The 16,888-nt window shown below is 71.9% G+C and carries 21 protein-coding genes; 16 read left to right on the top strand and 5 right to left on the bottom strand.

Annotated elements, in window-relative coordinates:
* Positions 1-5: 5 nt before the first annotated feature.
* The 6 genes from GXW74_RS04235 to terL are packed head-to-tail and all read left to right on the top strand — an operon-like array spanning position 6 to position 6,957.
* Complete coding sequence (locus GXW74_RS04235) at positions 6-575, top strand: hypothetical protein (RefSeq protein WP_211845040.1); 570 nt, start codon at positions 6-8, stop codon at positions 573-575.
* Positions 576-578: 3 nt separating this feature from the next.
* Positions 579-2,453, top strand: coding sequence for a hypothetical protein (locus tag GXW74_RS04230; protein ID WP_211845039.1), 1,875 nt, complete (start codon positions 579-581; stop codon positions 2,451-2,453).
* Positions 2,453-2,893 (top strand): hypothetical protein, encoded by a 441-nt coding sequence (locus tag GXW74_RS04225; RefSeq protein ID WP_211845038.1) that lies wholly within the window; start codon positions 2,453-2,455, stop codon positions 2,891-2,893. The genes GXW74_RS04230 and GXW74_RS04225 overlap by 1 nt, the downstream gene beginning before the upstream one ends.
* Positions 2,894-2,937: 44 nt before the next feature.
* Entirely contained in the window at positions 2,938-5,217 is a 2,280-nt protein-coding gene (locus GXW74_RS04220) for a hydrolase (RefSeq protein WP_211845037.1), read from the top strand.
* A complete protein-coding gene (locus GXW74_RS04215; RefSeq protein WP_211845036.1) occupies positions 5,214-5,534 on the top strand; it encodes a hypothetical protein in 321 nt (106 codons plus the stop codon). Before GXW74_RS04220 ends, GXW74_RS04215 begins: the two co-directional genes overlap by 4 nt.
* Positions 5,527-6,957, top strand: coding sequence for a phage terminase large subunit (gene terL / locus GXW74_RS04210; protein ID WP_338148131.1), 1,431 nt, complete (start codon positions 5,527-5,529; stop codon positions 6,955-6,957). Before GXW74_RS04215 ends, terL begins: the two co-directional genes overlap by 8 nt.
* 383 nt (positions 6,958-7,340) lie before the next feature.
* Here terL and GXW74_RS04205 read toward each other — a convergent pair whose 3' ends face one another.
* Positions 7,341-7,562: a hypothetical protein gene (locus GXW74_RS04205; protein ID WP_211845034.1), complete on the bottom strand. Its 222-nt coding sequence runs from the start codon at positions 7,560-7,562 to the stop codon at positions 7,341-7,343.
* A gap of 87 nt (positions 7,563-7,649) precedes the next feature.
* On the opposite strand from GXW74_RS04205, the gene GXW74_RS04200 reads away from it, so the two are divergent.
* The 3 genes from GXW74_RS04200 to GXW74_RS04190 are packed head-to-tail and all read left to right on the top strand — an operon-like array spanning position 7,650 to position 8,820.
* Positions 7,650-7,985 carry a hypothetical protein gene (locus GXW74_RS04200; RefSeq protein WP_211845033.1) on the top strand — a complete coding sequence of 112 codons (336 nt, stop codon included), beginning with the start codon at positions 7,650-7,652 and terminating at the stop codon, positions 7,983-7,985.
* Positions 7,982-8,431: a cell wall hydrolase gene (locus GXW74_RS04195; RefSeq protein WP_211845032.1), complete on the top strand. Its 450-nt coding sequence runs from the start codon at positions 7,982-7,984 to the stop codon at positions 8,429-8,431. The genes GXW74_RS04200 and GXW74_RS04195 overlap by 4 nt, the downstream gene beginning before the upstream one ends.
* A gap of 32 nt (positions 8,432-8,463) precedes the next feature.
* On the top strand, positions 8,464-8,820 hold the full coding sequence (locus GXW74_RS04190; protein WP_211845031.1) for a DUF952 domain-containing protein: 357 nt from the start codon (positions 8,464-8,466) through the stop codon (positions 8,818-8,820).
* Here the strand turns inward: GXW74_RS04190 and GXW74_RS04185 are convergent.
* Positions 8,793-9,671 (bottom strand): DMT family transporter, encoded by an 879-nt coding sequence (locus GXW74_RS04185; protein WP_246522872.1) that lies wholly within the window; start codon positions 9,669-9,671, stop codon positions 8,793-8,795. The genes GXW74_RS04190 and GXW74_RS04185 overlap by 28 nt on opposite strands.
* Before the next feature lie 95 nt (positions 9,672-9,766).
* Between GXW74_RS04185 and GXW74_RS04180 the strand changes: the two genes are divergently transcribed.
* The 3 genes from GXW74_RS04180 to GXW74_RS04170 are packed head-to-tail and all read left to right on the top strand — an operon-like array spanning position 9,767 to position 12,035.
* Positions 9,767-10,825 (top strand): quinone-dependent dihydroorotate dehydrogenase, encoded by a 1,059-nt coding sequence (locus tag GXW74_RS04180; RefSeq protein WP_211845030.1) that lies wholly within the window; start codon positions 9,767-9,769, stop codon positions 10,823-10,825.
* Positions 10,825-11,685, top strand: a complete 861-nt coding sequence (locus tag GXW74_RS04175) for a TIGR01459 family HAD-type hydrolase (RefSeq protein WP_211845029.1) — start codon at positions 10,825-10,827, stop codon at positions 11,683-11,685. The genes GXW74_RS04180 and GXW74_RS04175 overlap by 1 nt, the downstream gene beginning before the upstream one ends.
* Positions 11,682-12,035, top strand: coding sequence for an MmcQ/YjbR family DNA-binding protein (locus GXW74_RS04170; protein ID WP_211845028.1), 354 nt, complete (start codon positions 11,682-11,684; stop codon positions 12,033-12,035). The genes GXW74_RS04175 and GXW74_RS04170 overlap by 4 nt, the downstream gene beginning before the upstream one ends.
* A gap of 56 nt (positions 12,036-12,091) precedes the next feature.
* On the opposite strand, the gene GXW74_RS04165 is transcribed toward GXW74_RS04170, so the two are convergent.
* Positions 12,092-13,510: an aminotransferase-like domain-containing protein gene (locus GXW74_RS04165; protein WP_211845027.1), complete on the bottom strand. Its 1,419-nt coding sequence runs from the start codon at positions 13,508-13,510 to the stop codon at positions 12,092-12,094.
* A gap of 122 nt (positions 13,511-13,632) precedes the next feature.
* Here GXW74_RS04165 and GXW74_RS04160 point away from each other — a divergent pair, with 122 nt between their 5' ends.
* Positions 13,633-14,004 (top strand): DUF983 domain-containing protein, encoded by a 372-nt coding sequence (locus GXW74_RS04160; RefSeq protein WP_211845026.1) that lies wholly within the window; start codon positions 13,633-13,635, stop codon positions 14,002-14,004.
* Positions 14,005-14,062: 58 nt separating this feature from the next.
* Here GXW74_RS04160 and GXW74_RS04155 read toward each other — a convergent pair whose 3' ends face one another.
* Positions 14,063-14,404, bottom strand: a complete 342-nt coding sequence (locus GXW74_RS04155) for a DHCW motif cupin fold protein (RefSeq protein ID WP_211845025.1) — start codon at positions 14,402-14,404, stop codon at positions 14,063-14,065.
* A gap of 15 nt (positions 14,405-14,419) precedes the next feature.
* Positions 14,420-15,010, bottom strand: a complete 591-nt coding sequence (locus GXW74_RS04150; RefSeq protein ID WP_211845024.1) for a YqgE/AlgH family protein — start codon at positions 15,008-15,010, stop codon at positions 14,420-14,422.
* A 103-nt stretch (positions 15,011-15,113) separates the two neighbouring features.
* Between GXW74_RS04150 and GXW74_RS04145 the strand changes: the two genes are divergently transcribed.
* The 3 genes from GXW74_RS04145 (at position 15,114) to GXW74_RS04135 (ending at position 16,885) form a co-directional block, all read left to right on the top strand.
* Complete coding sequence (locus GXW74_RS04145) at positions 15,114-15,596, top strand: peroxiredoxin (RefSeq protein WP_211845023.1); 483 nt, start codon at positions 15,114-15,116, stop codon at positions 15,594-15,596.
* Positions 15,593-15,859 (top strand): hypothetical protein, encoded by a 267-nt coding sequence (locus GXW74_RS04140; protein WP_211845022.1) that lies wholly within the window; start codon positions 15,593-15,595, stop codon positions 15,857-15,859. Before GXW74_RS04145 ends, GXW74_RS04140 begins: the two co-directional genes overlap by 4 nt.
* A 462-nt stretch (positions 15,860-16,321) precedes the next feature.
* Positions 16,322-16,885 carry a GbsR/MarR family transcriptional regulator gene (locus GXW74_RS04135; RefSeq protein ID WP_211845021.1) on the top strand — a complete coding sequence of 188 codons (564 nt, stop codon included), beginning with the start codon at positions 16,322-16,324 and terminating at the stop codon, positions 16,883-16,885.
* Positions 16,886-16,888 lie beyond the last annotated feature (3 nt).

Raw genomic sequence — 16,888 nt, 5'->3', positions numbered from 1 at the left:
CACCGATGGCGCTCTCCGCCCTCGCGCTCTGCTCGCGCGCGCTGCTCAAGATCGGCGCGCAGCCTGTCGCCTCGCTCGACGAAGGCACGGCCGAGGCCGAAGTCGCGGCCAATCTCTATCCGGGCATCCGCGACGCTCTGCTGTCCGCGCATCCGTGGTCCTTCGCGACCGCGCAGGCGGCGCTGGCGCGCCTGGCCGCCGTGCCGCGTGCGGATTTCGCGTACGCGTTCCAGCTTCCCGCGGGTTTCCTGCGCGCGCTCTCGGCCGGCACTGCGGGCCGCGCGCGCGGCATCGTCTATCGCCTGCAGGAGGACCGGCTGTTCACCGACGCCGACCAGGTCGCGCTGACCTACGTCTTCCGCCCTGACGAGAGCACCTTCCCGCCGTACTTCGCGTCGGCGCTGGTGGCGCGGCTCGCCGCCGAGTTCTGCATTCCGCTGACCGAGAATGCCAGCCGCGCCGAGATGCTGTTCCGCCTCGCCGAAGCCGAGCTGCGCGTCGCGCGCCAGGCCGACAGCCAGCAGGCGAGCGCGCGCGTGCTCGAGGACTTCCCGCTGATCAGCGTGCGGGGCTGATCCATGCCCGCGATCAAGCGTGCCAAGACGAGCTTCGCCGCGGGCGAGCTCGCGCCCGAGCTGCTCGGCCGTGGCGACCTGCGCGCATTCGAGAACGGCGCGCGGCGCCTGCGCAACGTCTTCATCCAGCCGACCGGCGGCGTGACGCGCCGCCCGGGGCTGCGCCATGTCACTCCGCTGCCCGGCCCGGCGCGGCTGATCCCCTTCGAGTTCAACACCGAGCAGACCTATCTGATGGTGCTGACGCACGGCACGCTGCAGGTGTTCCTGGGCGATGCGGTGATCGCGACGCTCGCAGGTCCCTGGAGCACGGCGATGTTGCCGCAGATCGGCTTCACGCAGAATGCCGACACGCTGCTGCTGGTGCATCCGGACATGCAACCGCAGCGCGTGACGCGGACGCCCTCCGGCTGGACCATCGCGCCCTGGGCCTTCCTGAACGAGCCCTTCTTCCGCTTCGCCGATCCTGCGTTGGCCATGACGGCGAGCGGCACGGCCGGGGTGGTGACCCTTCAGGCGAGTTCCGACTTCTTCCACCCGAACCATGTCGGCGTGCGGCTGCGCGTCGCCGACCGGCGCGTGCTCGTCACCTCCGTGACCAGTGCGATCCTGGCGACCGCGACGGTCCAGGAGGAACTGACCACCACCGGCCCCACCACCGACTGGGACGAGGCCGCCTTCGGCATGGCGCGCGGCTGGCCCGCGACCTGCTGCTTCCACCAGGACCGCCTGGTGATCGGCGGATCCCGCGATCTGCCGAACCGGCTGTGGCTGTCGCGCACCGGCGATCTGTTCAACTTCGATGCCGGCACCGGGCTGGATGACGAGGCGATCGAGTTCGGCCTCGTCTCCGACCAGGTGAACGCGATCCGCGGACTGTTTTCCGGGCGGCACCTGCAGGTCTTCACCTCGGGTGCGGAGTGGATGGTCTCCGGCGATCCACTGACGCCGGCGAGCATCCAGCTCAACCGGCAGACGCGCGTCGGCTCGCCGGTCGACCGGTTGATCCCGCCGGTCGATGTCGACGGCTCCACCGTCTTCGTCGGGCGCGGGCAGGGTGTCCACGAATTCGCCTACACGGATGTCAGCGACACCTACCAGGCGAACGACCTCGCTGTCCTGGCGCGGCACCTCGTGAAGGCGCCGGTCTCCATGGCCTACGACCAGGGGATGCGGCTGCTGCACATGGTGATGGCGGATGGCAGCCTCGGCACGCTGACGCTCTACCGCGCCGAGCAGGTGACCGCTTGGACGCGGCAGGAGACCGAGGGCGCCTTCCGTGCCGTGGCGGAATCCGAAGGCGTGGTGTGGGCGGTGACCGAGCGCTATGGCGTCTTCGGGCTGGAACGGTTCGAGGCCGGCCTCGCGCTCGATGCCGCGCTGACCGGTGCCACCGCCATGCCGCAGGATGAGTGGAGCGGGCTCGCGCATCTCGAAGGCCGGACGGTCGGCGTGCTGGCCGATGGCGCACCGCGCGCGGCGACGAGCGTTGTGGGCGGCGCCGTCACGATCGACCCGCCGGCGGCGCAGGTGCAGATCGGCCTCGCCTTCCGGCATGAGATCGAACCGCTGCCGCCCGACCTGATCTCGGCGAGCGGCGCCGCGACGGGGCCGCTGCGGCTGGTGGCCGTGACCTTCCGGCTGCTCGAGACGGCGGCGCTGTCCGTCGATTTCGGCCGCGGCGCGGAGCCGGTGCCGTTCCGCCGGCTCGATACCGCACTGCTCGATGCGCCGCCTGCGCCTTTCACGGGCGACGTCAGGCTGCGCGGCCTCGGCTGGCGGCGGGATCGCCTGAAGCCGGTGTGGCGCATCGAAGGCGACGCGCCGCTGCCGATGACGCTGCTCTCCGTCACCTCCGAGATCAGGATGACCGACTGATGGCCCAGCTCGCTTCCATCGCCTCGCTCGCCGGTACGGGGCTTGCCGTCTACGGCCAGGTCCGGCAGGGCCAGCAGCAGCAGGTCAGCACCCGTGTGCAGCAGGAGAACCTGCGCCAGCAGCAGGCGGCGCAGCAGCAGCAACTCGCGGCGCAGTCGGCCGCCAACGAGCGCGAGCGCCAGGATCGCCTGGCGCGCACCGTCGCCTCCACCCGCGCCCGGCTCGCCGCCGGCGGCGTCGCGCCCGACGAGGGCTCCGCCGCCGCGCTCACCACCGGGCTGAAGCGCGACGCGGCACAGGACGCGGCGGAGGATGCCGCCGTGACCAGTGCGCGCCTTGCCGCCGGGCGGCGGTCGCTGCTCGCGCCGGATGGCAGCCTCAACTCCTTCCTGCGGGCGGGCCAGAGCCTCGGCGGTGCGGTCCGCAGCCTGCTCGACTGATCGGCGGCGCCTCCGCCTCACACCCCAGACACCGAGGACCACCCATGGCCGAACACATCACGATCGGCGATGTCGCGCCGCGCGTGCAGTATGTCGCGGACGGCCTCCTGGCCGAGTTCACCTTCCCCTTCCCGATCTTCGAGGAGGCCGATCTCGAGATCCGCCTCGACGGCACGGTGCTCGTGGGCGGGGCCAGCATCAGCGGCGCCGGGTCGTCGGAGGGCGGCAGCGTGCTGCTCGCCGAGCCGCCGGCGGCGGGTACGCGTGTCACGCTGCGCCGCCGGCTGAGGATCGCCCGCGCCACCGACTTCCAGAGCAACGGTGTGCTGCGCGCCAATTCGCTGAACGACGAGCTCGACTACCAGGTCGCCGCCATCCAGCAGGTCGCCGACGAGGTGACGGGCGCGGTCCGGCTCGATCCCGCCGATGGCGGGGAGCTGGTTCTGCCGCTGCGCGCGGCACGCGCCAATCGCGTGCTCGGCTTTGATTCCAACGGCAACGTGACCGTGTTCGACCGCGGCACCGCGACGCTCGGCGTGCCCTTCGCCGGCGGCGTGCCGCGCACGGTGGAGGACAAGCTCGCTGAGCGCCTGACCGCGCGCGACTTCGGCGCCACTGGCGACGGCGTGACCGATGACGGGCCGGCGCTCGCCGCCGCCATGGCCGCCGCCGCCGCCTCCGGCCGCGCGCTGGAGATCGGGGAGGGCGCCTTCCGCACGACCCAGCCGCTGACGCTCGGCGGCGGTGCGGCGGGGCTGATCATGCACGGTTCCATCCTCTACGCCGGCCCCGCCGGGCAGGCGGCGCTGACGCTCGGCGACGGCGCCGCGGTGCGCAACGCCGCCAAGCGCTACGAGGGGCTGCGGGTGGTGCGCGCCACCCTCTCCGACTGGGAGGATGAAGGCGACATCGGCCTGGTGCTGCGCAACCTCGATGCCTCGCTGGTCGAGATCCGCCAGGTCGAGGGCTTCACCATCGGCATCCGCACCCAGGGCGTCGAGCGCGGCTTCGAGGACACGACGCTGATCCTCGGCCGCATCGTCAACAACAGGATCGGCCTCGATGTCCGCACCGAGACGGCGGCGGCGTGGAACACCTCCGTCCGCTACTATGGCGGGCACTTCGCCATCGGCAGCGCGGTGCACACGGACAAGGACCGCTTCGGCATCCGGCTCTCGGCCGCGCCTGGCGCCTATGTCGCGCACAACCGGCATCTGTTCGACGGGCCGGGCTTCGAGCTGCAGGCGGAAGGCCGGCCGATCAGCGGCATCCCCTTCCTGGTCGAGGTGAACAGCCGGTCCGTCTGGGCCCGCGCGCTGCGGATGGAAGGCTGCAGCCCCTATGTCGCGCGCCACACCGGCGCGGCGCAGGACCATGTCTACGAGGTCGCCTGGGCAAGCCAGGCCTATCTGGTGGACGTGGACTACGCGGCGACGGCGACGCGCGTCGGGGCGGTGGTGCGGGCTTCGCACCAGGCGGGCGCCTTCCGCGAAGCCTCCCGCGAGATCGCCGCCGTGCCGAACCTGCGCGCCGCCCGCATCCGCTGGTCCAACACGGAATGGGGGTTCGAGAAGCTCGCCTGCCTGTCCTCGAATGTCGGGGGCACGCCGACGACGCTCGCCGACTTCGCCTTCCCGGCGCTGGACTCCTTCGGCTTCACCGACCAGGGCGCGGTGCTGACCGGCGGGCGCGGCCTTGGCTTCGTCGTCGATGCGCGGGGCTGCCGCGAATTCGCCCTCGCGGTCGATGCCGATGCGCCGCGCCTCGCGGTGATGTGCTTCGACGCGAACAAGGCACTGCTCACCGACACCGGCATGCCGCTGGTGCGCGCCTCCGGCCAGTCGCTGGTGTGGAACGCGGAGGCGCGCTGGTGGCAGGGCTCGGCCGACATGGCGGATGCGACGCTGACGCGGCCGCAGGTGGTGCGCCTCGCGCCGCAAGTGGCCTTCGCCATCGTCGGCATCGTGCGGATCGGGGCGGACTACGAGGTGCGTGCCATGCGCCTCGGCTGCGATCCGCTGTTCGCGCCGCCGCTGGTCTACGGGCAGCCGGGCCTGCCGCACGGGGTACGGGAACTGGTCGCGGAGGCGGCCTGGGACCCGGCCTCGATCGCCGCCGGCGCTTCGGCGCAGATCAATGTGCCCCTGCCTGGCGCGCGGGCGGGGGATTTCGCCTCGGCGGCCTTCTCGCTCGCGACCTCGGGCCTTGTCTTCCTCGCGCAGGTGGGTGCCACGGACGTGGTGACCGTCACCGCCTGGAACCGCAGCGGCATCGCGATCGACCTCGGCGCCGGCACGGTGCGGGCACGCGTGGTGAAGGCATGACGGACCGCCGCGTGCCGGCGATGCGGGAGACCGACCTGCGCATCGCCATGGAGCGCGTCGCGGAAGGCTATCTCCGCTTCCTCGATGCCGGGCCCGAGCCGGGCACGGACGACGACACCAAGGCCTTCGCGGCGCACCACGCGGCCTGCCGCGCGGCACTCGCGCATCTCGAGCACCTGATCAAGGTGGCGCGCGCCATGGGTGCGGACGGCGCGGAGGTCGAGGAGGCGACCACGATCCTGGTCGAGGCGCGCGAGGCGCTCGCGCAGTTCGAGGAGGAGGAGGTATCCCCCGATGCCGCAGAGGACCGTGGCTGAGCCTGGTTTCCTCGAATTCGCCTGGGTGTGGAACCGGCGTCACAGCCACGACACGCCCGCCGTCCACCGCCGCATCGCCCGCTGGCTGGAAGCCCGCCAGGCGGCGGGCGACCGCCGCCTGCTGCTGATGGCCTTCCGCGGCTGCGGCAAGTCCACCCTGGTGGGGCTGTGGTGCGCCTGGCTGCTGGCGCGGCGGCCGGAGACGCGCATCCTGGTCATCGCCGCCGATGCGCCGCTTGCCGTGAAGATGGTGGCGAGCGTGCGGCGCATCGTCGAGCGCCATCCGCTCTGTCGCCATCTGCTGCCCGACACCGCCGAGTCCTGGGCGTCCGACCGCTTCACCGTGGCGCGGGAGGGTGCCTTGCGCGATCCTTCCATGCTCGCGCAGGGCATCGGCGGCAACGTCACCGGCAGCCGTGCGGAGGTCATCGTCTGCGACGATGTCGAGGTCGCCGGCAATTGCGACACGCCCGGCAAGCGCGCCGAGCTGCGCGAGCGCCTGGCCGAGACCGAGTTCATCCTGACCCCCGGCGGCACCATCCTGTTCGTCGGCACGCCGCATTGCGAGGACAGCCTCTACCGCAACCCGCGCGAGGAGGGCGTGTTTCTCAAGGGCTACCGGCGGCTGGTGGTGCCGGTGATGAACGCGGCGGGCGCCAGCGCCTGGCCGGAACGCTTCCCGCGGGATGCGATCGCGGCGCTGCGCGACCGCGTCGGGCCGCTGCAGTTCCAGCGGCAGATGATGCTGCAGCCGGTCGCGGCCTCTGCCGTGCGGCTCGATCCCGCGGCGCTGGTCCGCTACGTGGCGGAGCCCGACTACCGGGAGGCGCAGGGCAGGGGCGTGCTGATGCTGCTCGGGCGGCGGCTCGTCTCCGGCAGCGCCTTCTGGGACCCGGCCTATGGAAGGCCTGGCGCAGGCGACGCCTCGGTGCTCGCCTGCACCTACGCGGACGGGGAAGGGCACCACTTCCTGCACCGCCTGGCCTATCTGACGCACGACCCGGACGCGGCCGAGGACCCGGCAACGCAGCAATGCCGCGCCGTCGCAGCCATCCTCGGCGAGCTGCTGCTGCCGGCGGTGCGGGTGGAGACCAACGGGCTCGGCAAGTTCCTGCCGGCGCTGCTGCGGCAGGCACTCGCCAATGCCGGCGTTGCCTGCACCGTCATCGAGCATGCGAGCACGCGGGCCAAGGAAGACCGCATCCTCGCGGCGCTCGAACCCGCGCTCGCGGCACGGCGCCTGTCGGCCCATGAGAGCGTGTTCCGTACGCCCTTCGCGAGCGAGATGGCGGAATGGCGGCCTGGCGCAGCCGGCGCTCGCGACGACGCGCTGGACGCGGTGGCGGGGTGCCTGCTCGCGGAGCCGGTGCGGCTCGTGCGCGGGGTGCCGCCGCGGGCGAGGCCGAGCTGGCGCGGCGGGTGACGGGGAGGGCGCCGCCCTCCCCGGACCTTGGCGGCAGTGCCGCCAGGCCCGCCAAAGGCCTTTGGAAACCATGACTTGATCGGGGCTTGGAGGGGGGCACTGGCGCGCCCGGCGTCGGGCGCGTGCCCCGCCTCTCTCCGCAAACTCCGATGAATCTCAAGGGTTCCAAGGGCCCTCATACCATCGGCCGCTGTTCGCGACCGCTGGCATGAGGCGTTTCCTGCCCTCAGACGCCGGGCGCAAACCTCCGGTTTGCTTGGCTTCGCCGGACTGCCGGCGGGCCGCACTCGCGGCGTCGGCACGAGTCCATGACTCGCGCCGTTGGTATTGGGCCTTTGGTGGGGGGAGGTGCGGAGGGGGGCAAGGCCCCTCTCCGCGGCGCCTCACGCCGCCTGCCGCTTCAGGATCTCGCTCCGGTGCCTGGCGCGCCCGGCGTCAGTGATCTCGAACCGCCCATCCTCGCGCGGCCGGGCCAGGCCCATCGTCGTCAGCCGCATCAGGCACGGTCCGTCCTTGAGCCCCGGCGGGCGCCCGTGCGGCCCCACCAGCGTCAGCCGGTGCAGGGCCGAGCGGCAGCATGTTTCGAGATACGGCTCGTTCCACATCGCGGCGCGGTCACTCCCGGGGCGGTGCCCAAAGGGTGGGCCGCCGTTCGCTTCCCTTCAAGGCTCCAGCAGAAGGCAGACGAGAGAATGCCGATCCAGATCGAACCCCAGTGGTGGATCACCGCCATCGAGGCGCCCATCGTCGCGGCCCTCTTCTGGATGATTCACGGCCTGCGCAAGGACACGCACGACCGCATCGATCGCGGCGACCAGCGCGATTCGGATGCGCTCAACCGCACGCGGGACGAACTCGCACAGTTCAAGGTCGAGGTGGCGCGCACCTATGTGCCGCTGTCGCTGATCCGCGACCTCGACCGCCGCATCTCCGACCACCTGGTCCGCATCGAGGAGAAGCTGGAGGAGGTCTCCCGCGCCGGCATCGCCGCCGCCCAGGCTGCCCGCCGCGCGGAGGAACGGGAATGAGCGCCGCCCTGCACATCGGCCCGCGCGAGGCCGCGGCCGAGATCCTCGCCTTGACCCTGTGGGGGGAGGCCGCGGACCGCCCCGTCCGCGCCATCGAGGCGCTGGCCGCGCTGGTGATGAACCGCGTCCGGCGCACGGCGGAGCCTTATGGACCCGCGCATTGGGGAAGGGGGGTCGCCGGGGTCTGCCGCGCGCCGTTCCAGTTCCCGTGCTGGAACCGCAACCACCCGCGCCACGCCGCGCTGCGGGAGGTGCCGCCGGGCGACGCGGCGCTCGCCATCTGCCGGCGTGTCGCGGCGCGCGCCCTGGCGGGCGCGCTGCGGGACCCGACCGGCGGCGCGACGCATTTCCACGATGCGGCGGGGCTGCCGGTATGGGCGCTCGGCCGCCCGGCGGTGGCCGAGATCGGAGGGCTCTGCTTCTACCGGGCCGAGGATCTCGCCTGACGGCGGCGCCGCGCCGCGCTACAGCGCGCGGCATGGAACGCTTCATTTACACCCTGGTGCGGACAGCCGACTGGCGCGCCGCCGAGGCCGCCGGCGCCTATGCCGGCAGCGCCGACGATGCGCGGGACGGCTTCCTGCATTTCTCGGCCGCCGGCCAGGTGCGCGCCAGCGCGGCCAAGCACCGGGCCGGCGTCCCCGACCTGCTGCTGGTGGAAGTGGACGCCGCCGCGTTGGGTGTGGCGCTGAAGTGGGAACCGGCCGCGGGCGGCAAGCGTCCCGGGCTTTTCCCGCATCTCTACGCGGCGCTGCCGCTCGCGGCCGTGACGCGCGTGGTTGCCCTGCCGCTCGATGCGGAGGGGCTTCACACCTTCCCCGAAGGCTTTGCCTGAGGCGCCATTGCCGCCCGCTGGCTCATCAGGCAGGCGAAGACGACGATCACAGCGCCGCCAAGCGTCCATGCGCGCGGCCAGACGCCCCACAGCACCAGGTCGAAGCTCACCGCGAACAGCAGCGCGCTGAATTCGAGCGGCGCCAGCCGCGCCGCCGAATCGTGCCGGAATGCGATGGCGAGGCACAGCGTCGCGCCCCCCGCGAACAGCCCGTTCGCTGCCAGCGCCGCCAGGTCGAAGGCGGTCGGCGGCACCCAAGTGAGCGCCGCGAAGGGCGCGATCACGATCAACCCGGGCAGGGACGACCACAGGATCAGCACTGCCGCGCCGGTCTCGTGCCGCAGCAGCCGGTTGATGGTCAGCACCGTCGCATAGCAGACCGTCCCGAACAGCGCCCAGAGATAGGCGCCCCATGGTCCCTCGGCGGACAGCCCCGGCCACATCGCCAGCGCGACCCCGGCGAAGCCGAGCACCGACCACCCCCACACCGCCGGCCCCGTGCGTTCCCGCAGCACCAGCGCGGCGAGCCCCAGCGTCATGAAGGGCGCGGTGAAATAGACGAGGTAGCCCTCGGCGAGCGGGATCCGCTTCAGCGCCAGGAAGAAGCCGAAGGCGGAGCCGATCATCGTCAATGCGCGGGCCAGATGCAGGAAGGGATGCCCCGTCCTCAAGGTTCCGCCGGCGCCTGGCACCGCGGCGCGCGCGGCGAACAACGCCAGCAGCAGCGCGGCGTAGCGCACCAGGATCACCTGCTCGGCCGGATACCGCCCGGACAGCAGCTTCGAATTGGCGTCGAGCAGCGCGAACAGCGCCATCGCCGCGACCAGGAAGACCGGCCCCCGCACGCTCATTCTTTCACCGTGTGACGGCGGGCTTCTCGCCGGGCTGCCCCACCCCGTCAACCGGGCTTTCCCGCCGCGCCGGACCGGGGCACAAGACGCCGGACATGACCCCCGCCCTTGCTTCTGCCTTCATGCCGCTGATGCGCGGCCTCGATGCCGAGACCGCGCACGGGATCGCGCTGAAGGCGCTTGCCGCCGGCCTGGCCGGGCGCGATTCGGGCGCCGACGACCCCGTGCTGGCGACCGAGGCCTTCGGCCTGCGCTTCCGCAACCCGATCGGCCTCGCCGCCGGCTTCGACAAGGATGCGGTGGCGGTGCTGCCGCTGATGCGGCTCGGCTTCGGCTTCGTCGAGGCCGGCACCGTCACGCCGCGCCCGCAGCCCGGCAATCCGCGCCCGCGGCTGTTCCGCCTGACGGAAGACGCGGCCGTGATCAACCGCATGGGCTTCAACAATGGCGGGCTCGACGGCTACACCGCGCGGCTGCGGTCCCTGCCGCGGCCGCTGCCGGCGGTGTTCGGCGCCAATGTCGGCATCAACAAGGAAGGCGCCGATCCCGAGCGCGACTACCCCGCGCTCTACGCTGCCGTTGCGCCGTATGCCGACTATGTGACGATGAACGTGTCGTCGCCGAACACGCCTGGCCTGCGCGACCTGCAGGGGGAGGAACGGCTCGCCGCCATCCTCGATGCCATCGCCGCGAAGCGCGCGGGCCTTGCGGAGCAGCCGCCGCTGCTGGTGAAGATCGCGCCTGACCTTGCCGAGGACGCGCTGGGCCCCATCGTCGAAGCCTGCGCCGCGCGCGGCGTGGCGGGGCTGATCGTCTCCAACACCACCATCGCCCGGCCGGCGACGCTGCGTTCGCCCTTCGCGAAGGAAGCGGGCGGGCTGTCCGGTGCGCCGCTGTTCGCGCCCTCCACGGAGGTGCTGCGCAAGGTGTTCCGCCTCGCGCGCGGGCGGCTCGCGCTGATCGGCGTCGGCGGCATCGCGACGCCGGAAGGGGCCTATGCGAAGATCCGCGCCGGCGCCTCGCTGGTGCAGACCTACACGGGCTTCGCCTATGCCGGCCCCGTGCTGCCGCGGCGCCTCGCCGACGGCCTCGCCGCGCTGCTGAAGCGCGACGGCTTCACCCATGTCGCCGACGCCGTCGGCAAGGATGCGTGATGGAAATTCTCGACGGCATCGCCCCGGTCGCCGATCGCTATGACGGTTTCGTGCTCGATCTCTGGGGCGTGGTGCATGACGGCAGGAAGCCCTATCCGGGCGTGCCGGGGGCGCTCGCGGAGCTGAAGGCGCGCGGCAAGGCGGTGGTGTTCCTCACCAATGCGCCGCGCCGGGCCTGGTTCATCCAGGGCATGCTGGACCGCATGGGCCTCGATCGCGCGCTCTATGACGGCATCATGTCCTCGGGCGAGGCATCCTGGATGCACCTCAAGCACCGCACCGATCCCTGGTTCGCCAAGCTCGGGCCGCGCTGCGTGCATATCGGGCCGGAGCGCGACCTCTCCGTCGTCGAGGACGGCGCGGCAGAGATCGTGGACGACCCGAAGGACGCCGATTTCCTGCTCAACACCGGGCCGGATCCGGCGCGCGGGCCGCATTCCCCCGATCCCTATCGCCCGGCACTGGAAGCCTGCGCCGCGGCCGGACTGCCGATGCTCTGCGTCAATCCCGACCGCGCGGTGATGGTCGGCGGCGACAAGCTGATCTGCGCCGGCGCGCTGGCCGACATCTATCTCGAACTCGGCGGCGCGGTGATGGAGATCGGCAAGCCCGACCCCGCCATCTACGAGCCGGTGCTCGACCTGCTCGGCCAGCCGGCGCGACATCGCGTGCTGGCGATCGGCGACACGCCGCATACCGATCTCGCGGGCGCGCAGGCGGCGGGGCTCGACGCGCTCTGGGCGCTGACCGGCCTCGCCGCGGATGCGCATGGCGAGAATCCCGATCCCGACCGCCTCGCCGCCGTCGCGCATGAGGAGGGCGTGCGCCCGATCGCCGCGGTGCGCGCGCTGCGCTGGTGAGCGCCCGCGCGCTGGCCCGCCTGCGCGCGATCTGTCTCGCGCTGCCCGAGGCCGCGGAGCAGGAGACCTGGACGGTCCCCACCTGGCGCATCCGCGGCCGCATCTTCTGCATGTGGAACCCGATGGAGGACGGTGCCGCCGCCCTCTGGTGCAAGGCGCCGCGCGGCGTGCAGGAGATGCTGGTGGAAGCCAACCCCGACCGCTTCTTCCGCCCGCCCTATGTCGGCCACAAGGGCTGGATCGGGCTGCGGCTGACCGGCCGGGTGGACTGGGAGGACGTCGCCGCGCTGGTGCGCCGGTCCTGGCGGATGACGGCACCGAAGCGTGTCGCGGCGACGCTGCCCGAATAGGCGGCGCGCCGACAAGGCTGAACGGAGCCTGCCGCCCCCCTGGCGGTCCGTCTCCGTCAGACGACCTCCGCGAAAGGCAGCGCTGCCTCCGACCGCAGCGCCTCGGCGACGGAGCGCAGGGCGCCCCGCAGCGCCTCGCGGCTCGGCGCCGCACCGAGCGAAAGCCGCACCGCGCCCACCGGCGGCGCGGACGGATCGACCGCGAAGGCGTCGCTCGGCACGACCGCCAGCCCCTGGCGCCGGAGATGCGCCGCGAAGTGCAGGCGATCCCATCGCTCCGGCAGCCGGAGCCACAGGTGCAGCCCTTCGGGATGGGCGTCGAAGCTGCCAGCCTCCAGGATGTCCCGTGCGATCCTCTGGCGCGCGACGCATTCGCGCCGGATCGCGGCGAGGATCGTGCCCGCCGTGCCGTCCCGCACCCAGGCCGCCATCAGCCCTGTCAGCAGCGGCGAGGCCATCAGCACATTGGCGCGCAGCACCGCCGCGATCTGCGCCGCGCTGCGCGCATCGGGCACCGCCAGATACGCGACGCGCAGCGCCGGCGAGAGCACCTTCGACACCGTCGCGACGTGGAAGCAGATCTCCGGCGCGAGGGAGGCGATCGCCGGCAGCGGCGAGGCGGGCAACAACCCGTAGGCGTCATCCTCGATCACGCGCAGCCCGTGCCGGCGTGCCACCTCGGCGATGGCCCGGCGTCGCGCCAGGGTCATGGTGACGGCGGTCGGGTTGTGCATGGTCGGCACGCAGTAGAGCGCCTTGGACCTGGACCCCATCCGGCATGCTGCCTCGACGGCCTCGGGCAGCAGCCCCTCGGCGTCCCCGGCCACGCCGAGCAGCCGGACCCCGAGCTGCGCCGCCGCTCCGCGGATGCCCGGATAGGTCAGCGCATCGGTCAGCACGGTCTCGCCGGCCCCGGCGACGGCGCCGAGCACGGCCAGCAACGCCGGCTGCGCCCCCGGGGAGACCAGCACGCGCTCCGCCGCCACCTCGCCGAGCGTCGGCCGCAGCCAGGTCGCTCCCGCCGCCCGCTCCGCCGTGGCGCCGGCGCCGGTGCGGTAGGTCAGGAGATCCGCCGTGTCGGGCCCGGCCAGAAGACGAGCCAGGCCCCGCTGCAACAGGTCGGGCAGGGCGAGCTCGGCCGGAAGCGGCGGCAGGTTCATGCCGAGGTCGACGGGGCCGTCCTGCGCCCCGGCGCGCGGCGATGGCACCGCCGTCTCCTGCCGCACGAAGGTGCCGCGGCCGACCGTGGCCTGCAGCAGGCCGCGCCGCCGCGCCTCGGCATAGGCGCGCGTGACGGTGGTCAGGTCGACGCCGAGCGCCTCGGCCAGCGCGCGATGGGTCGGCAGCCTTTCGCCGCCGCGGATCTCGCCGGCCGCGATGGCGGCGCCGATCGCCTCGGCGATGGCGAGGTAGATCGGCCCTTCCTGATCGTCGATCCGACGCGTCCAGGGCGGTGCATTCATCGTGCGGGTCATCTTGCGATCAAGCCATGCAATCCATATAAATGCCCTGGAAACCGGGCAAATTGTATGTATATCGACGATAATTGTATGGCAATGGCGGCTCACCCGGAAGAGCCGCCGGAACGGAGACGCAGATGACCGAGAGGTCCAGGGTTGCCGAAGGCCTAGGCCGGGGGCTGCGCCTGCGCTGCCCGCATTGCGGCGAAGGGCGGCTCTTCACCCGCTTCCTGAAGGTGAGCCCGCGGTGCGAGGTCTGCGGCGCGGACAACACCATCTATCCGTCCGACGATGCGCCGCCCTACCTGACGCTGCTGCTCGTCGGCCACTTCATCCTTCCGTTCATGTTCTGGCTGGACAAGGCCTGGGCGCCGGCGATGTGGGTGCAGTTCGCGATCTGGCTGCCGCTGATCACGGTGGTCACCATCGCCACCTTGCCCTTCATGAAGGGCGCGGTCGTCGGCATCGCCTGGGCGACGGGCGTGACGCGCCAAAGTGCCAGGCAGTAGCGCGGTCCTGGAGCCGGCAACGGCGGCGCCCCTATCGGAGGCGCCGGCGGGCCATCCGCTAATCCACGATGAACAGCCGCGCGCCCGTCGCGGTGCGCGAGCGGTGCGGCTCCGCCCCGTCCGCCACCTGGTAGGACATGCCCGGCTTCAGCGTGAAGACACGGCCGTCGGCGAGCGTCGTCTCCAGCTCTCCGTCCAGTACCAGCAGCACATGCCCCTTCCGGCACCAGTGGTCGGAGACGTAGCCGGGCGAATACTCGACCATGCGCACGCGGATCTGGTTCCCCTCCGGGCCGACATGGCGGGTGCGCCACAGCGCCTCGCCCTGCTCGCCGGCGTGGTGCGTCGGTTCGACCTTCGACCAGTCGGTGGTGTCGAAGGCGATGGAAGACATCTGCATGCTGGATGGGGTCCTTCAGGCGTGGCCGGCGGCGCCGGACAGCAGTGCGGGATCGACGCGCAGCTTGGCGAGCGCCGCTTCCCAGGTGCGGCCGGTATCGGCATTGAACACCAGCGCCTCATCCGCCGGCACGCTGAGCCAGGCATTGCGCTGGATCTCGTCCTCGAGCTGCCCCGGCGCCCAGCCGGCATAGCCGAGCGCCAGCACGCCCTCCCGCGGGCCGCCGCCGGTCGCGACCGCCTTCAGGATGTCGAGACTCGCGGTCAGCGTCAGGCCGGGCACGACGGGCATGCTGCCCTCGGTCGACCAGTCGTCGGTGTGCAGCACGAAGCCGCGGCCGGCCTCGACCGGGCCGCCCGAGACCATGCGGATGCGCCGCTGGGGCGGCACCGGTTCGAGCTTGAGCTGCCGCAGAAGGTCATCGAAGGCCATGCCCGAGAGCGGCCGGTTCACGATCAGCCCCATCGCCCCGTCCGCCGAATGGGCGCAGAGGCAGACGACGCTGTGGTCGAAGCGCGGGTCCTGCATGCCCGGCATCGCGATCAGCAGGTGACCGGCGAGGTAGCCGCCGGCAGGTTCCGGCAGGGGGCTGGACGAGGTGGCCATGCCCCTCACTTGGAGCAGCAAGGCTCCTCCCGCAAGGCTCGGCCGCCCCGATGACAGGTTCCCCGGCACAGGCTACATGCGAAGGGGCAGCGAGGAGGAAGACATGCCGATCAGTGTGGGCGACGCGATCCCGGCGATGAAGGTCATGCAGGCCACCGTCGAGGGCCCGAAGGAAGTGGACACGGGCGAGTTCTTCAAGGGCCGTACCGTCGCGCTGTTCGGCGTGCCAGGCGCCTTCACCCCGACCTGCTCGGCGAAGCATCTGCCGAGCTTTGTCGACAACGCCGCGGCGCTGAAGGCCAAGGGCGTCGATGCCATCGCCTGCATGGCGGTGAACGACGCCTTCGTCATGGGCGCCTGGGCAAAGGACCAGGGCATCACCGACCAGATCGCGATGATCGCGGATGGTTCGGCGATGTTCACCAAGGCGATGGGCCTCGAATTCGACCTGACGGCGCGCGGCCTCGGCGTCCGTTGTCAGCGCTTCGCGCTGGTGGCGAAGGACGGCAAGGTGACGCACATCGCCATCGAAGCCCCCGGCGCCTTCGAGGTCAGCAGCGGCCAGGCAGTGCTGGCGGCGCTTTGACGGTCTACGGCACCTGGCGCTTCTTCGCGGAAGCGCAGACCGTGATGCTTCGCCGCAGCTTCGCGCTGTGGGCGGAGCCGCACAATGCAGGGCCGGCGCTCGCGCGCATGGTGGTGGAGAAGCAGCACGCCTTCGCGCAGGGTGCGCTGGCCGCGGGCTTTGCGATCGCCCGTGGCGCCGAGCCGGCCGCGGTGGCGGCAGCGGCGCTGCGACCCGCGCGCCAGCGCGTGCGGCGCAACCTGAAGGGCGAGGGGCTGGCCTAGAAGGCTTCCCTGGGGGCGTGCCGAATGGGGTTCCGGCTCTCTCGGGCCTCCCCGCCAAGGCCGCTGGGCCTTTGGAAACCACGACCTGTACCAACGGCCGCCATTCGCGACCGCTGGCATCGGCCGTTTCGTGCCCTCAGGCGCCGGGCGCAAACCTCCGGTTTGCTTGGCTTCGTCGGACCACATTCGCGGCCTCGGCACGAGTCAATGGCTCGTGCCCTTGGTATTGCGTACCCGCGGGTGCAGGGGACCGTGTCCCCTGCTGGGGGAGTTCGAGGGGGCAAAGCCCCCTCGGCACGTCACGCGCCGCATCTGGCGCGGCAAGCGCCATGCACGAGCGTCGCCACCGCCTGACCTTCGCGTCTGCGGGGGAGGGGAGGGCGTTGCAGCGGTCACGGGGCGGCCTTGATCTGAATCAAATACGGACATAGATTTCAGAAAGTTCTGAAATCACGGTCCGTCATGAACCTTCCGCCGCTCGTCCAGTCCTTCGTGCTCCATTTCGGTGAAATGGGGTCCCGCTGGGGCATCAACCGCACCGTCGGGCAGATCTATGCGCTGCTCTACGTCTCCCCCCGGCCGCTCTGCGCGGACGATATCGTGGACGCGCTCGGCGTGTCCCGCTCCAACGTCTCGATGGGCCTGCGGGAGTTGCAGGCCTGGAACCTGGTGCTGCCGAAGCACATCCCGGACGACCGGCGCGACCATTTCACCACGCCCGACGACGTCTGGCAGATCCTCCGCGTGCTGGCGGAGGAGCGGAAGAAGCGCGAGGTCGACCCGACCCTCTCCGTTCTGCGCGAGCTGCTCATGCAGACCCCCGGCAGCGAGGAGGAACGCCACGCCCAGGCGCGCATGGCCGAGATGCACGGCCTGATCGATCGCCTCACCACCTGGTACGAGGACGTGAAGCGGCTGGAGACCGAACGCCTCGCGGCGCTGCTGGCCCTCGGCGCCAGGGTGACGCGCCTGCTCGAAGCCAAGGACAAGGTCGTCGGCCTGGTCCGCGGCAGGAAGGAGAGCTGAGCC

The organism is Neoroseomonas eburnea, assembly GCF_018129005.1.
GTDB lineage: Bacteria > Pseudomonadota > Alphaproteobacteria > Acetobacterales > Acetobacteraceae > Neoroseomonas > Neoroseomonas eburnea.
Note: the sequence above shows the minus strand (reverse complement) of the source record. Positions and strands in the feature narration are given on the sequence as shown.

Coding starts and splice junctions, on each gene's coding strand:
- GXW74_RS04235 (WP_211845040.1), top strand. CDS start 6: ATGGCGCTCTCCGCCCTCGCGCTCTGCTCGCGCGCGCTGCTCAAGATC.
- GXW74_RS04230 (WP_211845039.1), top strand. CDS start 579: ATGCCCGCGATCAAGCGTGCCAAGACGAGCTTCGCCGCGGGCGAGCTC.
- GXW74_RS04225 (WP_211845038.1), top strand. CDS start 2,453: ATGGCCCAGCTCGCTTCCATCGCCTCGCTCGCCGGTACGGGGCTTGCC.
- GXW74_RS04220 (WP_211845037.1), top strand. CDS start 2,938: ATGGCCGAACACATCACGATCGGCGATGTCGCGCCGCGCGTGCAGTAT.
- GXW74_RS04215 (WP_211845036.1), top strand. CDS start 5,214: ATGACGGACCGCCGCGTGCCGGCGATGCGGGAGACCGACCTGCGCATC.
- GXW74_RS04205 (WP_211845034.1), bottom strand. CDS start 7,562: ATGTGGAACGAGCCGTATCTCGAAACATGCTGCCGCTCGGCCCTGCAC.
- GXW74_RS04200 (WP_211845033.1), top strand. CDS start 7,650: ATGCCGATCCAGATCGAACCCCAGTGGTGGATCACCGCCATCGAGGCG.
- GXW74_RS04195 (WP_211845032.1), top strand. CDS start 7,982: ATGAGCGCCGCCCTGCACATCGGCCCGCGCGAGGCCGCGGCCGAGATC.
- GXW74_RS04190 (WP_211845031.1), top strand. CDS start 8,464: ATGGAACGCTTCATTTACACCCTGGTGCGGACAGCCGACTGGCGCGCC.
- GXW74_RS04185 (WP_246522872.1), bottom strand. CDS start 9,671: ATGAGCGTGCGGGGGCCGGTCTTCCTGGTCGCGGCGATGGCGCTGTTC.
- GXW74_RS04180 (WP_211845030.1), top strand. CDS start 9,767: ATGACCCCCGCCCTTGCTTCTGCCTTCATGCCGCTGATGCGCGGCCTC.
- GXW74_RS04175 (WP_211845029.1), top strand. CDS start 10,825: ATGGAAATTCTCGACGGCATCGCCCCGGTCGCCGATCGCTATGACGGT.
- GXW74_RS04165 (WP_211845027.1), bottom strand. CDS start 13,510: ATGACCCGCACGATGAATGCACCGCCCTGGACGCGTCGGATCGACGAT.
- GXW74_RS04160 (WP_211845026.1), top strand. CDS start 13,633: ATGACCGAGAGGTCCAGGGTTGCCGAAGGCCTAGGCCGGGGGCTGCGC.
- GXW74_RS04155 (WP_211845025.1), bottom strand. CDS start 14,404: ATGCAGATGTCTTCCATCGCCTTCGACACCACCGACTGGTCGAAGGTC.
- GXW74_RS04150 (WP_211845024.1), bottom strand. CDS start 15,010: ATGGCCACCTCGTCCAGCCCCCTGCCGGAACCTGCCGGCGGCTACCTC.
- GXW74_RS04145 (WP_211845023.1), top strand. CDS start 15,114: ATGCCGATCAGTGTGGGCGACGCGATCCCGGCGATGAAGGTCATGCAG.
- GXW74_RS04135 (WP_211845021.1), top strand. CDS start 16,322: ATGAACCTTCCGCCGCTCGTCCAGTCCTTCGTGCTCCATTTCGGTGAA.